This window comes from Spirosoma spitsbergense DSM 19989 (assembly GCF_000374085.1).
In the GTDB taxonomy this organism is placed as follows: domain Bacteria; phylum Bacteroidota; class Bacteroidia; order Cytophagales; family Spirosomataceae; genus Spirosoma; species Spirosoma spitsbergense.
In genome coordinates, this window is record NZ_KB893614.1 from 1 (window position 1) to 15,524 (window position 15,524).

Genomic DNA, 15,524 nt, shown 5'->3' on the forward strand with positions numbered 1-15,524 from the left:
CATCAGGAGATGTATGGCTATTGTGCTGCAAAAGACCTGGCTTTTTATGGATTTCGTTTGCATCTAATGGTTACCACCGATGGGGTAATTGCTCATTTTGTGCTGGCCCCTGCCAGTTATCATGACGTAACCGTTGCGCCTGAATTGTTAGAGACCTACCGTCAGCAAATCATTGTTGGAGCNGATAAGGGCTATGTTGGATTGCACAAACGGCTGGAAAATGATGCAGATTATCAGTTAGTTATACAACGGCGAGATAATCAGCTACCGAATACGGCAGAGGAAAAGCTTTTTTTAGCCCGCTTTCGCAAAATTATTGAGACGACCAATAGCCAGTTAAGTGAGCAGTTTCAGATGCAGTACTGTCGGGCCAAATCAGCTTGGGGCTTAATGAACCGGGTCGTCAATAAACTTACGGCCCATACGTTAGCTATCTTTCTGAATGCACTAGCCCAAAGGCCCTTGTTAAACACTAAAAGCCTTATTTTTAACTAGCACTACTGGTAATAAGAAGAAAAAACAACACAACGTTTATGGAGCAGGTCATTGACTACTTTGCGCATATTCCATCATCGCACCGGAGTTTGATTCTGGTAGGGGGCATCACTATTTTCTGGCTAATTGAAAGTGCAGTTCCTCTATTTCGATTCAAATACCATAAATTTCGACACGCAGGTATCAATATTTTCTTCACGCTGACGACGATCATTATCAATTTCGCGCTGGCTTTTATCCTGCTCAAAACCAGCGATTGGGCCATTCAGCATCGGGTGGGGTTGCTACAGTGGGTTTCCCTGCCGCTGTGGGCGGAGATGCTGACTGGCTTGCTGGTACTGGATTTAGTAGGCGCGTGGCTGGCCCACTGGACGCAGTACAAGGTGAAATTTTTGTGGCGCTTCCACCTGATTCACCACTCCGATGTGCATATGGATACGACAACCGCCAACCGGCATCACCCCGGCGAAAGCGTTGTCCGGTTTATTTTCACGGCGCTGGCCATTTTGCTCACGGGTGCTCCCATGTGGCTGGTTTTTATGTATCAGGCCCTATCGGTATCGCTGTCGCAGTTCAACCACGCCAACATCGAACTTCCCCGTTGGGCCAACCGGTTGCTTGGCGTGTTTATCGTAACGCCGAACATGCACCACGTTCATCACCATTACGTACTGCCGGTTACGAATACCAATTACGGCAACATTTTCCCGTACTGGGACTGGCTTTTTGGTACGTACCACGAGATGGCCGCCAGCGACCTGCACTACGGTATTGATACCCACCCTGAACCACATGAGCACGACCACATCGGCGGTTTGCTCAAAATGCCGTTCCAGCCCTACCGACCACCCGTTGGGGAGCCGGTTCCTGAAAAAGAGCTACTGCAATGAGGTAGCCGGACAATCAATTTTACTGAGCGTGTACCGGTAGCCCGTATCAGGATTTTTTAGTTGCCATTTTCCCTGTTGCTCAACGCGTTCGCCTTCGTACCAGGAAATACTATCGCCATTCATGGTAAGGTCAAGTGTATAAGGTTGTGTGATCCCCTCGCCCGAACGCTGCCAGTCGGCCTGGATTGCTGACCCACGAATGGTGCCCCGAAATGGTCCCTGCGCCCGGTCTTTTTCGTACGGCTTATCGTCCAGATAACCGGTTACCTGGTCTCCATCAATAGCCAACCGGAGCGTGGTCGTATCACGACTCAGGATTTGCCGGTAACATACCGTATCCAGTGTGGTCACTCCAGCGGAGGTTTGGTTTTCTGTCTGCTCCGATGGACGGCTCTGACAGGCAGATAGCAGTGCCAGAATGGGAAAGAGTAAGAAGGTACGCATAGTAAAAAAGGTGTTTCAGGAAAAACAGGGTATAGGGTAACCTTTACCTATCCAACAGCCATTTTAACTGAGTATCTGTCCCGGACATTCTGGTTTTCAGCATTGCTAACGAAAGTAGAAAACAATACAATCGATGAAGCGTTCTCCAATCAGTCTGTTTCATCTTCCATAGTGCTCAAAACAACCTTTAATCAATCATGCCTAGTAATCGGTACACCCAGCTGCTGCAGAAATGTGGCTTGTTCGTCCTCCTGCTGACCAGTTTAACCCTCACTTTTTCGGCCTGTAGCAAGCAGGATAGTACAACGCCCACACTCACTACAATTACTGACCTCATTAATAACGGAAGTAAGTTTACATTGCTTAAAGCGGCTCTGGTCCGGTCCGGACTGGATGGCACGCTGAGTCAGCCGGGAACGTATACGGTGTTTGCACCAACGGACGATGCGTTTAAAGCGTTTGGCTATGTTGATGTAGCAGCCGTTAATGCCGCCCCGGTCGATCTGCTAAAATCAGTTTTACAGTATCACGTACTCAGCACCCGAATTGGGTCCACAGATGTACCACTGGCAGTGAACACCGTACAAAATACGCTGTTGCCTACGGGGGTGGTTTATATCTCAAAAGTAGCGTCGGGCACCTCTACAACCGCCACCAAATTATCGGTCAACGGTGCACATGTGTTTCAGCCTGAAGGGTTAGCTAACAACGGCGTGGTTTACGCCATCGACCGGGTATTGATCCCCCCCGTTTTCGGCAACATTGCCGCTACCATTCAGAGCATTCCTATCCTGTTACCCACGGCTTCGTTTAAGTTACTGACAGCAGCCGTAGCCAAAGCGGGCATTGGCAGTTCACTAACAGGCACAACAACATTAACCGTTTTCGCCCCAACGGATGCGGCTTTCAAAGCGGTTGGATATGATTCAACAACCATTGCTAAAACATCCGCGACTACACTGGCCAGTTTACTTACCTACCACGTATTGAATGGCCGAGTGTATACGCCGTTGATTACCGACGGCTCCAGTTTGAGCACGCTGCAGGGCGGAACAATCACGGCGGGCATCAGCACCACAGCCCTAACGGTTACGGGGAAAGGAAATGGCACTACACCGTCCAACATCATTGGTCCGGACATTACCGCATCCAATGGCGTGGTCCATATTATTGACAGACTATTGCTACCGCAGTAAGCACTTTTCAAGGTACATTGCTTTACTAAACGGGTTATCCAGCTATGGATGGCTCGTTTTTTTTACCGTGGTATCAACCGTGGTATTGGTTTCTCAAAACCAGTAGAGTACCCGTGAAGAATATCGGTTTTGAGAAACCTGCACCACAGATACTCTACGGCAGGGAAGGAAGCAAAAGCCCCCGCTACTGCTCTATTTGGACAGGAGTTGTCCTATTCAACTCCTGCGGATCTTCCCTGTTACCTGTTGACAATGTGATACTTAAGGTCATTAAAAAATTTTTTGGGTAGAAGACCATTATTTGTTGTAACAAAAAAAATGAACTGTCGCTTCTGGTACAAAGAACATAATTTCTCCCAATCAATTTAAAACCAGAATAATCATGAAAGTGAATCGCGTTAAAATGACTTTCCGCTCGCTGCTTCCACTGGCGGGCATGGTGTTAATGTCATCCCTCCTGTTCGTTGGCTGTAAAGAAGACAACCCAACCACGGTGCCAACGCCCAAAACTATCACGGACTTAGCGACCTCAAACAGTCAGCTTACCCTGCTGACAGCGGCTGTAAACCGGGCTGGGCTGGCTACTACGCTGTCGGGTACGGGACCGTTTACCGTTTTTGCTCCCTCAGACGATGCCTTCCGGGCAGCCGGCTTTGCCAATGCAGCCGCCATCAATGCGGCTCCGGTGACCACACTGAGCAATATTCTGCTTTATCACGTAGTGAGCGGCACAGCGTTGCAGTCATCAGCCATACCGGCAGGGCAAACAGCCATACCTACCTCGGTTTCGGGTAATTCACCGTTATTTGTTAACAAAAGCGGTTCGGCAGTGTCCGTCAACAATGCCACTGTGGTGCAGGCTGATGTATTGGCTTCAAACGGAGTTGTTCACGTGGTCGATCAGGTGATACTGCCACCGGCGGGTAACGTTCTACAGATTGTGCAGGCCGATACATCGCTCTCGCTGCTGACTGCCGCTGCCGTACGCGGTGGTGCAACTGTTACATCAGCCCTTGGCGGCACTACGCCTATAACGGTATTTGCGCCCACCAATGCGGCTTTCCGGGCGGCTGGCTTTGCCAATGCAGCCGCCATCAACGCAGCCCCGGTAGCCACGCTGACGGCGGTACTGACAAACCACGTAGTAGCGCCTGCCCGCGCCTACTCGCCTACGCTGGTGAACGGCCCCGTGGCTACCTTTGGTGGTGGGTCATTAACGGTAGCGGTTGGCAGTAACAAGGCAGTAACGTTGCTCAGTAAAGGCAACGGCACAACCGCTGCTAATGTAACAACGGCCAATATCAACGCTACCAATGGGGTGATTCATAAAGTGGACCGGGTGTTACTACCGTAAGAATTGACGGGTAAAGCCGAATCAAAATCCAGTAGGAGCTGTTGTTTTCTTATAAACAACAGCTCCTATTTTTATTGACCAAGAAGCTGTTCACGTTACGTTCCTGGGCCGAAAGCTACTACTTTCAGTCTTAAAAACAGCTTCTGAAAAGAAGGAGTCGGATAGGTTTTTTCCCGGCCTCACCCGACCTTTGGTGCATACACTGCGACTTCCATTCGAATGGCTAAACCACAAAAAAAACTGTTTTTATTAGATGCGCTGGCACTCATCTACCGCGCTCATTTTGCTTTCAGCAAATCACCCCGTATCTCCTCGCGTGGCATTAATACCTCGGCCATCTTTGGCTTCATGAATGCCATGATGGAGGTGTTAACCAAAGAAAAGCCTACGCACATTGGCGTAGCATTCGACTCGTCGAAAAAGACGTTCCGGCACGAGCAGTTCCCGATGTACAAGGCCAACCGGCAGTCGCAGCCAGAAGATATCAGTGTGGCCATGCCCTATATCAAGAAGATTGTAGAAGCCATGCATATCCCCATGTTGATTCTGGATGGCTACGAAGCAGACGATATCATCGGCACGATTGCCAAGAAGGCAGCACTGGCTGATTTTGAGGTATATATGATGACACCGGATAAAGACTACGGCCAACTCGTAGAAGAACATATCCATATTTACAAGCCTGCCTTTATGGGTAAACCCGCCGAAAAATTAGGCGTGGCCGACATCCTGGAACGCTGGCAGATTGAACGTATCGACCAGGTAACGGATATGCTAGGACTCATGGGCGACTCGGTCGATAATATTCCGGGCATTCCGGGTGTGGGCGAAAAAACGGCTCAAAAGCTGGTTGCTGACTTTGGCTCGGTCGAAAACCTGATCGCCCGCGCCGACGAGTTGAAGGGAAAACTTAAGGAAAACGTGGTCAATTTCGGGCAGCAGGGCTTACTGTCGAAACAACTGGCGACAATCCACCTGGATGTACCTGTTCCGTTCGATGAGAATCATCTGCGGCATACTGAATACGACAAACCCAAGCTGGCGGCTTTGCTGGATGAACTGGAGTTCCGGCAAATGAAAACCCGGCTGCTGGGGGCGGGTTACGACGAAAAACCGTTGCCCGATGCGTTCAAAACGGCACCGGCATCGGCCCAGATGAATCTGTTCGATTCTCCTGCCAGTGATACACCGGCATTTCTTCCCTTCCCGAATATGAGTGCAAAAAACCCATCGGGGGCGGATGATTTGCCATTCGATTTTGGGTCAGGTAGTGCGCCAGCAAAACCAGCCACGGCATCAAAGAAAACGGCGGTTCGGGTACCGGTAACGTCAGCATCGGAGGCAACACCCGCTCAGGTAACCGATACCGTAACAACAGACGACGGAGTCGGGCAGGAACGGTCCGTCGTTACGGTAGCGGAAGCCCCTGCATACCTTGATGTCTATCCTGATTATGAAATAGACGAGGTACAGCCGGAGCGACGCAAAACGATTTTATCCGTTAAACACGACTACCGGCTGGTCGATACGCCCGAACTGCGGGCCAGTCTGGTGCATTACCTGAGCCTTCAGACCAGCATTTGTTTCGACTCCGAAACAACGGACATTGACCCTGTTGAAGCTGATCTGGTGGGCCTGTCATTCGCTTACCGAGCCGGAGAAGCATTTTACGTGCCCGTACCCGATAATCGGGACGAAGCCCGGGCCATTGTCGAGGAATTCAAGCCCGTGTTTGAAAACCCGGCCATTGGCAAAATCGGGCAGAATCTGAAATATGATTTGCTCATGCTGAAGAAATACGGCGTAGAGGTAGCGGGAAAGCTATTCGACACCATGATTGCCCACTATCTGATTGAGCCGGAGATGCGGCACAACATGGATATGATGGCCATGACGTACCTGAACTATAGCCCGGTTGAGATTGAAGCGCTGATTGGTAAAAAAGGCAAAGGTCAGTTGACCATGCGCGATGTAGACGTGCAAAAAGTGGTCGAGTACGCCGGCGAAGATGCCGATATTACGCTTCAACTTAAAGAAACGTTTGCCCCAAGACTCGAAAAAGATAACCTGCATAAATTGTTCGACCAGGTGGAGATGCCACTAGTACAGGTCTTAGCCGACCTTGAGCTGGAAGGCATCACGATTGACACCAATGCCTTGGCCGAACTGTCGGCTACGCTCGATGTGGATATGAAGCAGGTGCAGCAGGAAATTTTCGACATTGCCGGGGATACGTTTAACATCGGTTCCCCGAAGCAACTGGGCGAAATCCTGTTCGATAAACTTAAGCTGGACAACAACGCCAAAAAGACGAAAACCGGACAGTATGCTACAGGCGAAGAAATTCTCTCGAAACTGGAAGCGGAGCATGAGATAGCCCGCAAGATTCTGGACTACCGCGAACTGATAAAACTCAAAAACACCTACGTCGATGCCCTGCCTTTGCTTATCAGCAGGCATGACGGCCGGATTCATACGTCTTTCAATCAGGCGGTAGCCTCCACCGGGCGGTTGTCTTCCACCAATCCTAATTTGCAGAACATTCCGATTCGGACCCCGCGCGGGCAGGAAATCAGAAAAGCCTTTGTGCCCCGCAGCCCCGAATTCCTGATTATGTCGGCCGACTATTCGCAAATCGAACTACGGATTATGGCGGCTTTCAGTGGGGATGAAACCATGCTGGAAGCCTTTAACAATGGCGTTGACATTCACACCCAAACCGCTAGTAAAGTATTTCACGTTGGGCTGGATGAGGTAACGGGCGAGATGCGCCGACAGGCCAAAACCATCAATTTTGGTATTATCTACGGCATCTCGTCCTTCGGGCTATCCCAGCGGCTAAAGATTCCGCGTAAGGAAGCCGGACAGATTATTGAGGAGTATTTCGCCGGTTTCCCGGCGGTAAGAGCCTACATCGAGCAGTGTATTGAAAAGGCGCGGGGCTTTGGCTACGCCGAAACCATTCTGGGCCGTCGGCGGTATCTGCGCGATATCAACTCCCGCAACCAGACCGACCGAATGTTCGCCGAACGCAACGCCGTGAACGCACCTATTCAGGGCAGTGCTGCGGATATGCTTAAGATTGCCATGATCCGTATTCACGACTTCATGCGGCAGGAAGGGCTGAAATCCAAAATGATCCTGACAGTACACGATGAGCTGGTCTTCGACGCGCACCGCGACGAAATCGAGTTATTACGCACCCGTGTCGATGATATCATGAAAAACGCCATTCCGATGGGCGTTAAGATGGAAACCGGTATCGGCATCGCCGAAAACTGGCTGCTGGCGCACTAGCAGGACAAAAGATAGTTTGCACCCGACTGCCCGCGGGGTGCTGCTCAATGATGGCAGGATTATTCTGCCTGACCCGTGTACAATTCGGGTCAGGCAGATAGTCAGATCAGTTTATCCTCCACCGCCATCCGAACCAGTTCGGCCGCATTACGTACCTGTAGCCGACGCATCATATTGGCCCGGTGATTATCGACCGTCCGAACGCTGAGTTGCAGTTTCTCGGCAATTTCGCGGCTGCTCATGCCATCCACCAGAAATTGAAGAATTTCCTTTTCCTTATTGGAAAGTTTCGACTGTCGCTCGGTGCGGCCATGCCGATTCCCTTTCTTCAATTGTTGCATATATCCACTTAAAATGATGGATGCAACGGGCGAACTGTAGTATTTTTCTCCGCTGGCAATGGTACGGATCGCTTTAATCATTTCATCGGACGATGAGTCCTTCAGTATATATCCACACGCACCAGCCTCAACCGACCGGAGAATATAGTCTTCATTGTTATGCATGGACAGCATCAATACCCGCACATTTTTGTACAACCGGCTGATAACCTGCGTCGTCTGGATCCCCGACATACCGGGCAGCGAAATATCCATCAGAATCAGCACGGGTAGCGTTGCATTAGTCTGATGCATCTTCAATTTATCCAGTGTCTCTTCCCCATCGTTAGCCTCGTCGATAATTTCCAGCCCTTCGGCCTGCTCCAACAAGAGACGAATTCCATCACGAACGATTGAATGGTCGTCTACGAGCATTAATTTAGTAGGTGTCATACTGAGCAAAACGCGTTTGATAGGGTATACTAATTTGTAATTTTGTCCCTTTTCCCGGCCTGGAATTGATCTTAAACTTACCATTGACCAGTTTGGTTCGTTCCTGAATATTCTGCAAACCCTGAGACGGGGGGCGCGATGTATCGACTCGGTTAAATAGATTGTTCAGTTCCTGAACAGACTGCAATTGTTCACTGAGCTGTTTTTTTTCGGGCATCTGAAAACCCATCCCGTCGTCACTTATCACTAATTGCAAAGAGTTTCTCCGCTCCTTTAGTTCAATCGTTATGTGGGTCGGATTGGCGTGCCTGACCGCGTTGCTAACCGCTTCCTGCGTTACACGGTACAACATAATTTCAATGTTTTTATCTAAACGAGGACCGTTGGTTGCCAGATTCGTTTTGAACGTAACATCCATCGTTTCGCTTCGGTCATGATCGGCCAGCATTTTAATGGCGGGGACTACCCCAAAATCACTCAACACACTGGGCATCAGATTATTGGATATTGTTCGGGTTTCCTGAATGGTTTGTGTCACTAAACTCTTCAGCGTTCTCAGATTGGCCGAGTACGTTATTCCGGTATTCTGTTCGCTGGCAGCACGGGTAAGCCCGGCTTCAAGGCCTTCTATCTGTAATTTGATGGCCGTTAGCATTTGACCAAGACCATCGTGCAGTTCACGCGATAGCCGTTTGCGTTCCTCTTCCTGACCCGCAATCAGGTAGGATGTTCGTATTTTCTGTTCGTCTATTTGTTGCTCATACTGTTGTTTTGTCGCGTCAAATAGTTTCTGCCGGGTTTCTTTCAACGACTTGTTCGCACTTAGCAACTTCTTATTGGCTGCCGTTGTCTGGCTTTCCGCTTCTATTAACTGCTCAAATGCCTGTTTAAGTTTTTGAGCAGCAGGCCGAAAAATCAACCAGCCAATACCGATAAGTACTAATCCCGTAAACAGGTAAAGGTAAAACTCAACGGATTGCATTACGTTAAGTTTATTTCTCAATTCGGTATTATACTCGACAACGATACCATCCATTTTTTCCAGAAATGGCTTTTCATTCGCCAGCAGTAGCCTTAAGCTAGCCTGTACATCGGGTTGTTTAATCTCATCGGGACGCTGCAACCGCATTAGCCGACGGTTACTTTGCTGGAATGCTTCAAATTGTGGTCGGATTCCTGCATAAAGTCGCTGCACTGTATCCGAATTAGTAATCCTGACTTTAGGGTTGCTGATGTTACCTACCCGGCTTTGCAGGTGGTACTTTTCAAAAATGGGAAACAAGCGTCGTAGTTCAGCCACGTTTTCAGCGAATCTATCCTGCTCACTGGGATCGGCCAAAAGCAGCGCCTGTTTCACAATCTGCTGGCTCTGGTGCCTTTGCAGGGCCGCATGCCGAATAACCAGTAGTGCCTCCTGGATAGACCGAATGCGCGATTGGGTCAATACCTGCCCCAGGGTTAACAGAATAGCCAGAATAATAAGCCACGTCATGTACAGATGCGTGAACCGGACGGGAATTCCCAGGCCATTTTTTTCGTTATCGTCGGGTAAATCAGTCAATGTAATTGACGTAAAGTGAGTTAGTAAAAGTAATCTTTTTCGTAGTTTTACCTCTGTCTTGTCCTGTTAATGCATTTGAACGCTATGAACCGTATCGTGATTCCTTTCCTTTTCGTGTTGTTTGTTGCTTCGGCTTTCCGGCCAGCCACGTTGCCCGTAGAACAAATAAGCACAAACGCAGCAATTCTTCATGCGGCTGAGCCTGTAAAGTTATCATGGGAGATTCTACGCGATGTGACATTCAAGAAAAAATGGTACGCCGAAGAGTCTGTTTACATGCTTTACCCCACCTTTGGGCAAAGTGTACAGAAACTGAGTGGCAAAACAGTCGATCTAACGGGTTATATACTACCGGTTGATCTGGAATCGAACACGTACGTACTTTCCGCTTTTCCCTATAGTGCCTGTTTCTTCTGTGGAGGAGCCGGACCAGAGTCGGTGGTATCGCTCAAGTTCAAAAAGACCGACAAGAAATTCAAAACCGACGAGCGGCACACATTTCGGGGTACGTTCAAACTCAATGCCGATAATATTTACGAGTTAAACTACATTCTGGCCGACGCCGAAATATTGCCGTAATCGCTCAGAAACATACTTTGCCAAAAAATAAGAGCCGCCATCCAGGTAGATAGCGGCTCTTATTTTTTGGCAAAGTAGCAAAAGAAACAGACCAGCCCCAAAATGGAACTGGTCTGTTAGGGTGGAGAATATCGGAGTCGAACCGATGACCTCTTCCATGCCATGGAAGCGCTCTAGCCAGCTGAGCTAATCCCCCATCAAACCGCTTGTGTGCGTTTTGTGGATGCAAATATGGGCAAAAAATTGACGTACCCCAAACCTGAATCTATTTTTTTGCTTCAATCAACATACTTTCCCGCTCAACAGGTTATCCTTTGTTTTGTATTCCCTATTGTGTAGTTTTGACAATAGTCCCTTACCAGTATGCATACCGTTTATATTATTTACAGCCCGTCTACTGATCAGTATTTCATTGGTCAGAGTAAAGACCTGAAAATCACCCTTTGGCAACACAATGCCAAAACAAATCCGGCTACGGCTGGTGGAAAACCGTGGGAAGTTAAATTCACCCAGCCGTTTGCTACCCGCAATGAAGCCCTGAGTCTGGAAATGAAACTAAAGAAAAAGGATCGTGCGCACTGGGAGGAACTCATTGCTAGTGCACAACCGGCTAATTGACCGCTCTCTCTTATAAAGCAAAAAACCGCCTTATGGGCGGTTTTTCTAGTTTAAAGCCTGTTGTTTTAGCAGGCATTAAAAGGGCCGTAATGCTTTAACGAAACGGCCTTTGAAGTAGTCCCCGTACAGGTTATCTTCCCGAACCCCCCGCGATGATGACGCATGAATAAAACGGATATTCTGTGCGCCATTCACTTCCGTCACAATACCCGTATGCGACACGTACCCCGCCTGCCCTTTGTCGGGCACGAAAAAAATCAGATCCCCCGGCAAAATCTCGTTTACTTCCACCTCGTGGCCAACTTCAGACTGCTGCCAGGAAATCCGGGGCATTTTTAGCCCTACTTCATTGAAAACGACATAGACCAGACCCGAGCAGTCGATACCGTTTGTGGTGTTGCCCCCCATCCGATACGGTGTTCCGGTATAGGTTCGGGCTATTTTCACCACTTCAGGTACGTACCGATTCTCATAGGTACGGCTATCAACCACTCTACTGGATTCCTTAATGTTAGTTTTGGATGAGCGAGTCGATGATTTCCCCGTTGTTGTTCGCCGGGCAACCGGACGAGATGAGGAAGGGCGACGACTGACCGATGGGCCGGAGGAACGGAGAGCCTCACAGGCCGTCAATAAAGAAAGCAGGCAGGCGCTCAGCAATACGGGACGTGCCAGTTCCCGGAACCAGCGTAGTTGCATACGGGATTGGGGTTAGGGTAATAAGTGCTTTTGTAGTAACGTAAAAGCACTTAAGAACAGTGCAACCTATTAAATTTTCATGGATAATGCAATGCGTTTCCGGGCCTTGTCAACCTCCAGGACCTTAACTTTTACTTTCTGGTACACTTTCACCACCGTTTTGGGATCGGAAACGTAGTGATTGGCCAGTTGAGAGACGTGAACCAATCCGTCCTGCTTGACACCGATATCCACAAAGGCCCCAAAAGCCGTGATGTTAGTTACGACACCATTCAGTATCATTCCTTCCTGCAAATCATCAATGGTTCGAACGCGGGCGTCATAGTCAAATACGGATAACTGTTCGCGGGGGTCACGGCCCGGTTTGGCGAGTTCAGCCAGAATATCGCGTAAGGTCGGTAAGCCTGCCGTATCACTAATGTAGCGGTTCGGGTTGATGGACTGGCGCAGGTCGGGATTCTGGATAAGGTCCTGAATCGTACTGCCGGTGTCAGCCGCCATCTGTTCAACAATGGCGTAGCGTTCGGGGTGAACGGCACTGTTATCCAGCGGATTTTTAGCCCCTTCGATTCGTAAAAATCCAGCGCACTGCTCAAACGCTTTCGGCCCAAGCCGGGGCACTTTTTTAAGTTGATCGCGGGAGGTGAACGCACCATGTTCTGCCCGGTAGTCTACAATATTCCCCGCTAACTGTGGCCCCAGGCCCGATATGTACCGTAATAGATGGGCACTGGCCGTATTGAGCGACACGCCTACCTGATTGACACAGCGTTCCACTACGGTATCCAGACTCGTTTTCAGGCTCGCCTGATCAACATCGTGCTGATACTGACCGACCCCAATCGATTTGGGATCTATCTTGACCAGTTCGGCCAGCGGGTCCATGAGCCGGCGGCCGATACTGACGGCTCCCCGCACCGTAACATCACGATCGGGGAACTCCGTGCGGGCTACCTCCGACGCCGAATAAATAGAGGCTCCCTGCTCACTAATCACGTAAGTAGGCATCGACTCTCCCGATGGTTTAGTCAGGCCTAAACTCCGGACAAACTCTTCTGTTTCGCGTCCGGCCGTGCCGTTTCCGATGGCGATAGCATCAATTTTGTATTTCGATACCAGGTTGTTTACGGCGAGGGCTGCCTGTTGCCGCTGCGCTTCAGATTGCGCCAGATAGAGCACCGTATCCATCAACAAATTGCCCTGTGCATCCAGACAAACCGTTTTGCAGCCCGTCCGGTAGCCAGGGTCAATGGCCAGAACCCGCTGCTGACCGAGTGGGGGGCTAAGTAGCAACTGTTGCAGGTTGTCGGCGAAAATCCGGATCGCTTCCGTATCTGCCTTTGCCTTCGAATGCTGAGCAAATTCTGTTTCGAGCGAGGGTTTGAGCAGGCGTTTGTATCCATCCCGGATGGACAGAGTCATCTGCTCTTTACACACCGGCGTGCCGGATCGCTCGGCGATAAACTGCCGTTCGAGCCGCTCAATAGCGGCTTCTTCGCCGGGACTGATGCTGACGCTCAAAAATCCTTCGGCCTCTCCCCGGCGCAGCGCCAGCAGGCGGTGAGAGGGTACGCGCTTCAGGGGTTCTTCGAAATCAAAGTAGTCTTTGAATTTTGCGCCTTCGGCTTCTTTACCTTTTTTGACAGTGGAGCGAACGGTAGCTTCCCGCTCGAACAGGTTACGGATACGCTGGCGAGCATCGGCATCCTCACTGATTCGTTCAGCCAGAATATCGCGGGCACCCTGCAGGGCATCGGACACCGTCAGAACAGTATCCGACAGGTAAAGCTGTGCCATTCGTTCGAGGCTGGTTTCACGCTGGGCAATAATCACATTGGCGAGCGGTTCCAGTCCCCGCTCCATGGCCATTGTAGCGCGGGTTTTCCGCTTCTGCTTATAAGGCAGATACAAGTCCTCAAGGTCAGTCAGGGAATTTGTGTCGTCTATCTTCCGGCGCAGTTCAGGCGTTAGTTTATCCTGTTCGGCAATGGACTTAAGGATGGCCTCCCGGCGTTTATCGAAGTCCAGCAGTTTCTGGTACGTATCTTTAATCTGGCCGATTTGTACTTCATCAAGCGGGGCACCGTTGGCTGATGCAGTAGCTTCTTTGCGGTAACGGGCAATAAAAGGGACGGTTGCTCCGCCGTTGAGTAATTCGATCGTGGCGGCTACTGACTTTGCATTGAGGCCAAGCTGGGCAGCCACCCTTTGTTCGGGCAATTGGGTCATAAACGATTTTTTCTACCCGCAAAAATGGCTCAACGAACTGACAGGGCAAAAAAAAACATGCCTCACGGCATGTTTTTTACAACGGTTGTCTTTATATCTTACAATTAAGCTATTTCGACGTTCACGGCATTTAAGCCTTTCTTACCGCGCTCGACATTGAATTTAACTTTGTCGTTCTCACGGATTTGGTCGATGAGACCGGAAGCGTGTACAAAAATATCTTCGCCACCTTCATCAGGTTTAATGAAGCCAAACCCTTTGGTTTCATTAAAAAATTTTACAGTTCCTGTTTGCATTGTTTGTTTTAAATTTGGGCGAATAACGACACCAAAATATTATTTTCCAAATCTATACGTGAAATAAAGGCGATAATTACTGAATATTTTTCAAAATCCCATTTACTGGTCTAAATCAAGCCTATTTTTCGCTGAACAACGGGCATGTGCTCACCACCAACCACCTTCTTTTTCTTTGATACAAAGAACCAGCAACTATGGCCCCATACAATTTCACTCACTTGTTTGCGTAATTTTGGCCACTTAATCGAAATTTGGCGTAGTGAAGATTGATCTGACCTGGTTCATGCGAGTAGCGGGCATTATAGGAGCGTTATTTATTGGTGGGTTAACTGTAGCTTCATCACAAGTTGTTAGTAGTAACGATGCAAGTCCTACGTTATACGCTTACTGCCAGCAGTTTCAAATTTTATATATCCGGATTAGAGAGCAGACGATTACACCCGACTCCGCCCGGCTGCAGTTCAGCCACATCATGCATGGTTTGCAGGACCGGTTTCACAGCCAGGAAAGTTACCGTCAGGATTCGTTGCAGCAGGATAGCCTCCGCCGAACGGGTTTGTATTTTTCATTCCCCATTCGGGGATACACAACCAGCGCCATTGGCGGCACACATGGTGAAGGGTATAGAGGCAGGGGCTTCGATCTATTTGATTATAACGTTAGGGGGAGCCATCCGGCGCAGGATATTTTCATTGCCGACCGTAACCAGAATATTATTGACGATGCGACGGGGAAGCCGGCTGACATCCTGTCGATGAGCAATGGCCTGGTACTGGCCATTGAAACCGACTGGAAACCTGGTTCTGAATACCGGGGGGGCAACTGGATTTGGGTGTATGACCCAATCCTCAACGGGCTTTTTTACTACGCCCACAATAACGAGGTAACTGTAAGGCCCGGTCAGTGGGTAGCCTCCGGACAGAAACTGGCCGAAATGGGACGAACAGGTTTCAATGCCTATAAGACACGCTCTCCTACGCATTTACACCTGATGTATCTGCAAATCCAGCCAAACGGGCTTCCGGCACCACTCAATACCTACCAGTGGTTGTTGGCCGCTAAACTGACAAAAAAATAACCAGGAAACGCG

At 49.4% G+C, this 15,524-nt stretch carries 14 protein-coding genes and 1 tRNA gene; 8 read left to right on the plus strand and 7 right to left on the minus strand.

Features of this window, described 5'->3' with window-relative positions; genetic code table 11:
* Window positions 1-9 precede the first annotated feature (9 nt).
* Both B157_RS0132490 and B157_RS0132495 read left to right on the plus strand, forming a co-directional pair.
* Window positions 10-495, plus strand: coding sequence for an IS982 family transposase (locus tag B157_RS0132490; RefSeq protein ID WP_425423221.1), 486 nt, complete (start codon window positions 10-12; stop codon window positions 493-495).
* A gap of 38 nt (window positions 496-533) precedes the next feature.
* Complete coding sequence (locus tag B157_RS0132495) at window positions 534-1,385, plus strand: sterol desaturase family protein (protein WP_020607472.1); 852 nt, start codon at window positions 534-536, stop codon at window positions 1,383-1,385.
* Here the strand turns inward: B157_RS0132495 and B157_RS0132500 are convergent.
* Window positions 1,374-1,829, minus strand: a complete 456-nt coding sequence (locus B157_RS0132500) for a hypothetical protein (protein WP_020607473.1) — start codon at window positions 1,827-1,829, stop codon at window positions 1,374-1,376. The genes B157_RS0132495 and B157_RS0132500 overlap by 12 nt on opposite strands.
* A gap of 197 nt (window positions 1,830-2,026) precedes the next feature.
* Between B157_RS0132500 and B157_RS0132505 the strand changes: the two genes are divergently transcribed.
* The 3 genes from B157_RS0132505 (at window position 2,027) to polA (ending at window position 7,676) form a co-directional block, all read left to right on the plus strand.
* Window positions 2,027-3,025 carry a fasciclin domain-containing protein gene (locus B157_RS0132505; RefSeq protein WP_020607474.1) on the plus strand — a complete coding sequence of 333 codons (999 nt, stop codon included), beginning with the start codon at window positions 2,027-2,029 and terminating at the stop codon, window positions 3,023-3,025.
* A 382-nt stretch (window positions 3,026-3,407) separates the two neighbouring features.
* Complete coding sequence (locus B157_RS0132510; protein WP_020607475.1) at window positions 3,408-4,379, plus strand: fasciclin domain-containing protein; 972 nt, start codon at window positions 3,408-3,410, stop codon at window positions 4,377-4,379.
* Window positions 4,380-4,598: 219 nt separating this feature from the next.
* Entirely contained in the window at window positions 4,599-7,676 is a 3,078-nt protein-coding gene (gene polA, locus B157_RS0132515; protein WP_020607476.1) for a DNA polymerase I, read from the plus strand.
* 101 nt (window positions 7,677-7,777) lie between these two features.
* On the opposite strand, the gene B157_RS0132520 is transcribed toward polA, so the two are convergent.
* Together B157_RS0132520 and B157_RS0132525 are read right to left on the minus strand one after the other, a co-directional pair.
* Window positions 7,778-8,449 (minus strand): response regulator transcription factor, encoded by a 672-nt coding sequence (locus tag B157_RS0132520; protein WP_483852517.1) that lies wholly within the window; start codon window positions 8,447-8,449, stop codon window positions 7,778-7,780.
* The gene (locus B157_RS0132525; protein WP_020607478.1) at window positions 8,436-10,010 is read right to left on the minus strand and encodes a sensor histidine kinase; all 1,575 of its coding nucleotides are present in this window, start codon (window positions 10,008-10,010) and stop codon (window positions 8,436-8,438) included. The genes B157_RS0132520 and B157_RS0132525 overlap by 14 nt, the downstream gene beginning before the upstream one ends.
* An 84-nt stretch (window positions 10,011-10,094) precedes the next feature.
* Here B157_RS0132525 and B157_RS0132530 point away from each other — a divergent pair, with 84 nt between their 5' ends.
* Window positions 10,095-10,589, plus strand: a complete 495-nt coding sequence (locus B157_RS0132530; RefSeq protein ID WP_020607479.1) for a hypothetical protein — start codon at window positions 10,095-10,097, stop codon at window positions 10,587-10,589.
* 122 nt (window positions 10,590-10,711) lie between these two features.
* Here B157_RS0132530 and B157_RS0132535 read toward each other — a convergent pair.
* A tRNA-Ala gene (locus B157_RS0132535) sits at window positions 10,712-10,785 on the minus strand.
* 167 nt (window positions 10,786-10,952) lie between these two features.
* On the opposite strand from B157_RS0132535, the gene B157_RS0132540 reads away from it, so the two are divergent.
* Window positions 10,953-11,207 carry a GIY-YIG nuclease family protein gene (locus tag B157_RS0132540; RefSeq protein WP_020607480.1) on the plus strand — a complete coding sequence of 85 codons (255 nt, stop codon included), beginning with the start codon at window positions 10,953-10,955 and terminating at the stop codon, window positions 11,205-11,207.
* Between the two features lie 75 nt (window positions 11,208-11,282).
* On the opposite strand, the gene B157_RS0132545 is transcribed toward B157_RS0132540, so the two are convergent.
* The 3 genes from B157_RS0132545 to B157_RS0132555 all read right to left on the minus strand — a co-directional run bounded on the left by B157_RS0132545 (window position 11,283) and on the right by B157_RS0132555 (window position 14,431).
* A complete protein-coding gene (locus B157_RS0132545) occupies window positions 11,283-11,906 on the minus strand; it encodes a C40 family peptidase (RefSeq protein ID WP_026309111.1) in 624 nt (207 codons plus the stop codon).
* 69 nt (window positions 11,907-11,975) lie between these two features.
* Complete coding sequence (locus tag B157_RS0132550) at window positions 11,976-14,135, minus strand: Tex family protein (RefSeq protein ID WP_020607482.1); 2,160 nt, start codon at window positions 14,133-14,135, stop codon at window positions 11,976-11,978.
* A gap of 104 nt (window positions 14,136-14,239) precedes the next feature.
* The gene (locus B157_RS0132555; protein WP_018620078.1) at window positions 14,240-14,431 is read right to left on the minus strand and encodes a cold-shock protein; all 192 of its coding nucleotides are present in this window, start codon (window positions 14,429-14,431) and stop codon (window positions 14,240-14,242) included.
* Between the two features lie 262 nt (window positions 14,432-14,693).
* On the opposite strand from B157_RS0132555, the gene B157_RS0132560 reads away from it, so the two are divergent.
* Window positions 14,694-15,512 carry a M23 family metallopeptidase gene (locus B157_RS0132560; RefSeq protein WP_020607483.1) on the plus strand — a complete coding sequence of 273 codons (819 nt, stop codon included), beginning with the start codon at window positions 14,694-14,696 and terminating at the stop codon, window positions 15,510-15,512.
* Window positions 15,513-15,524 lie beyond the last annotated feature (12 nt).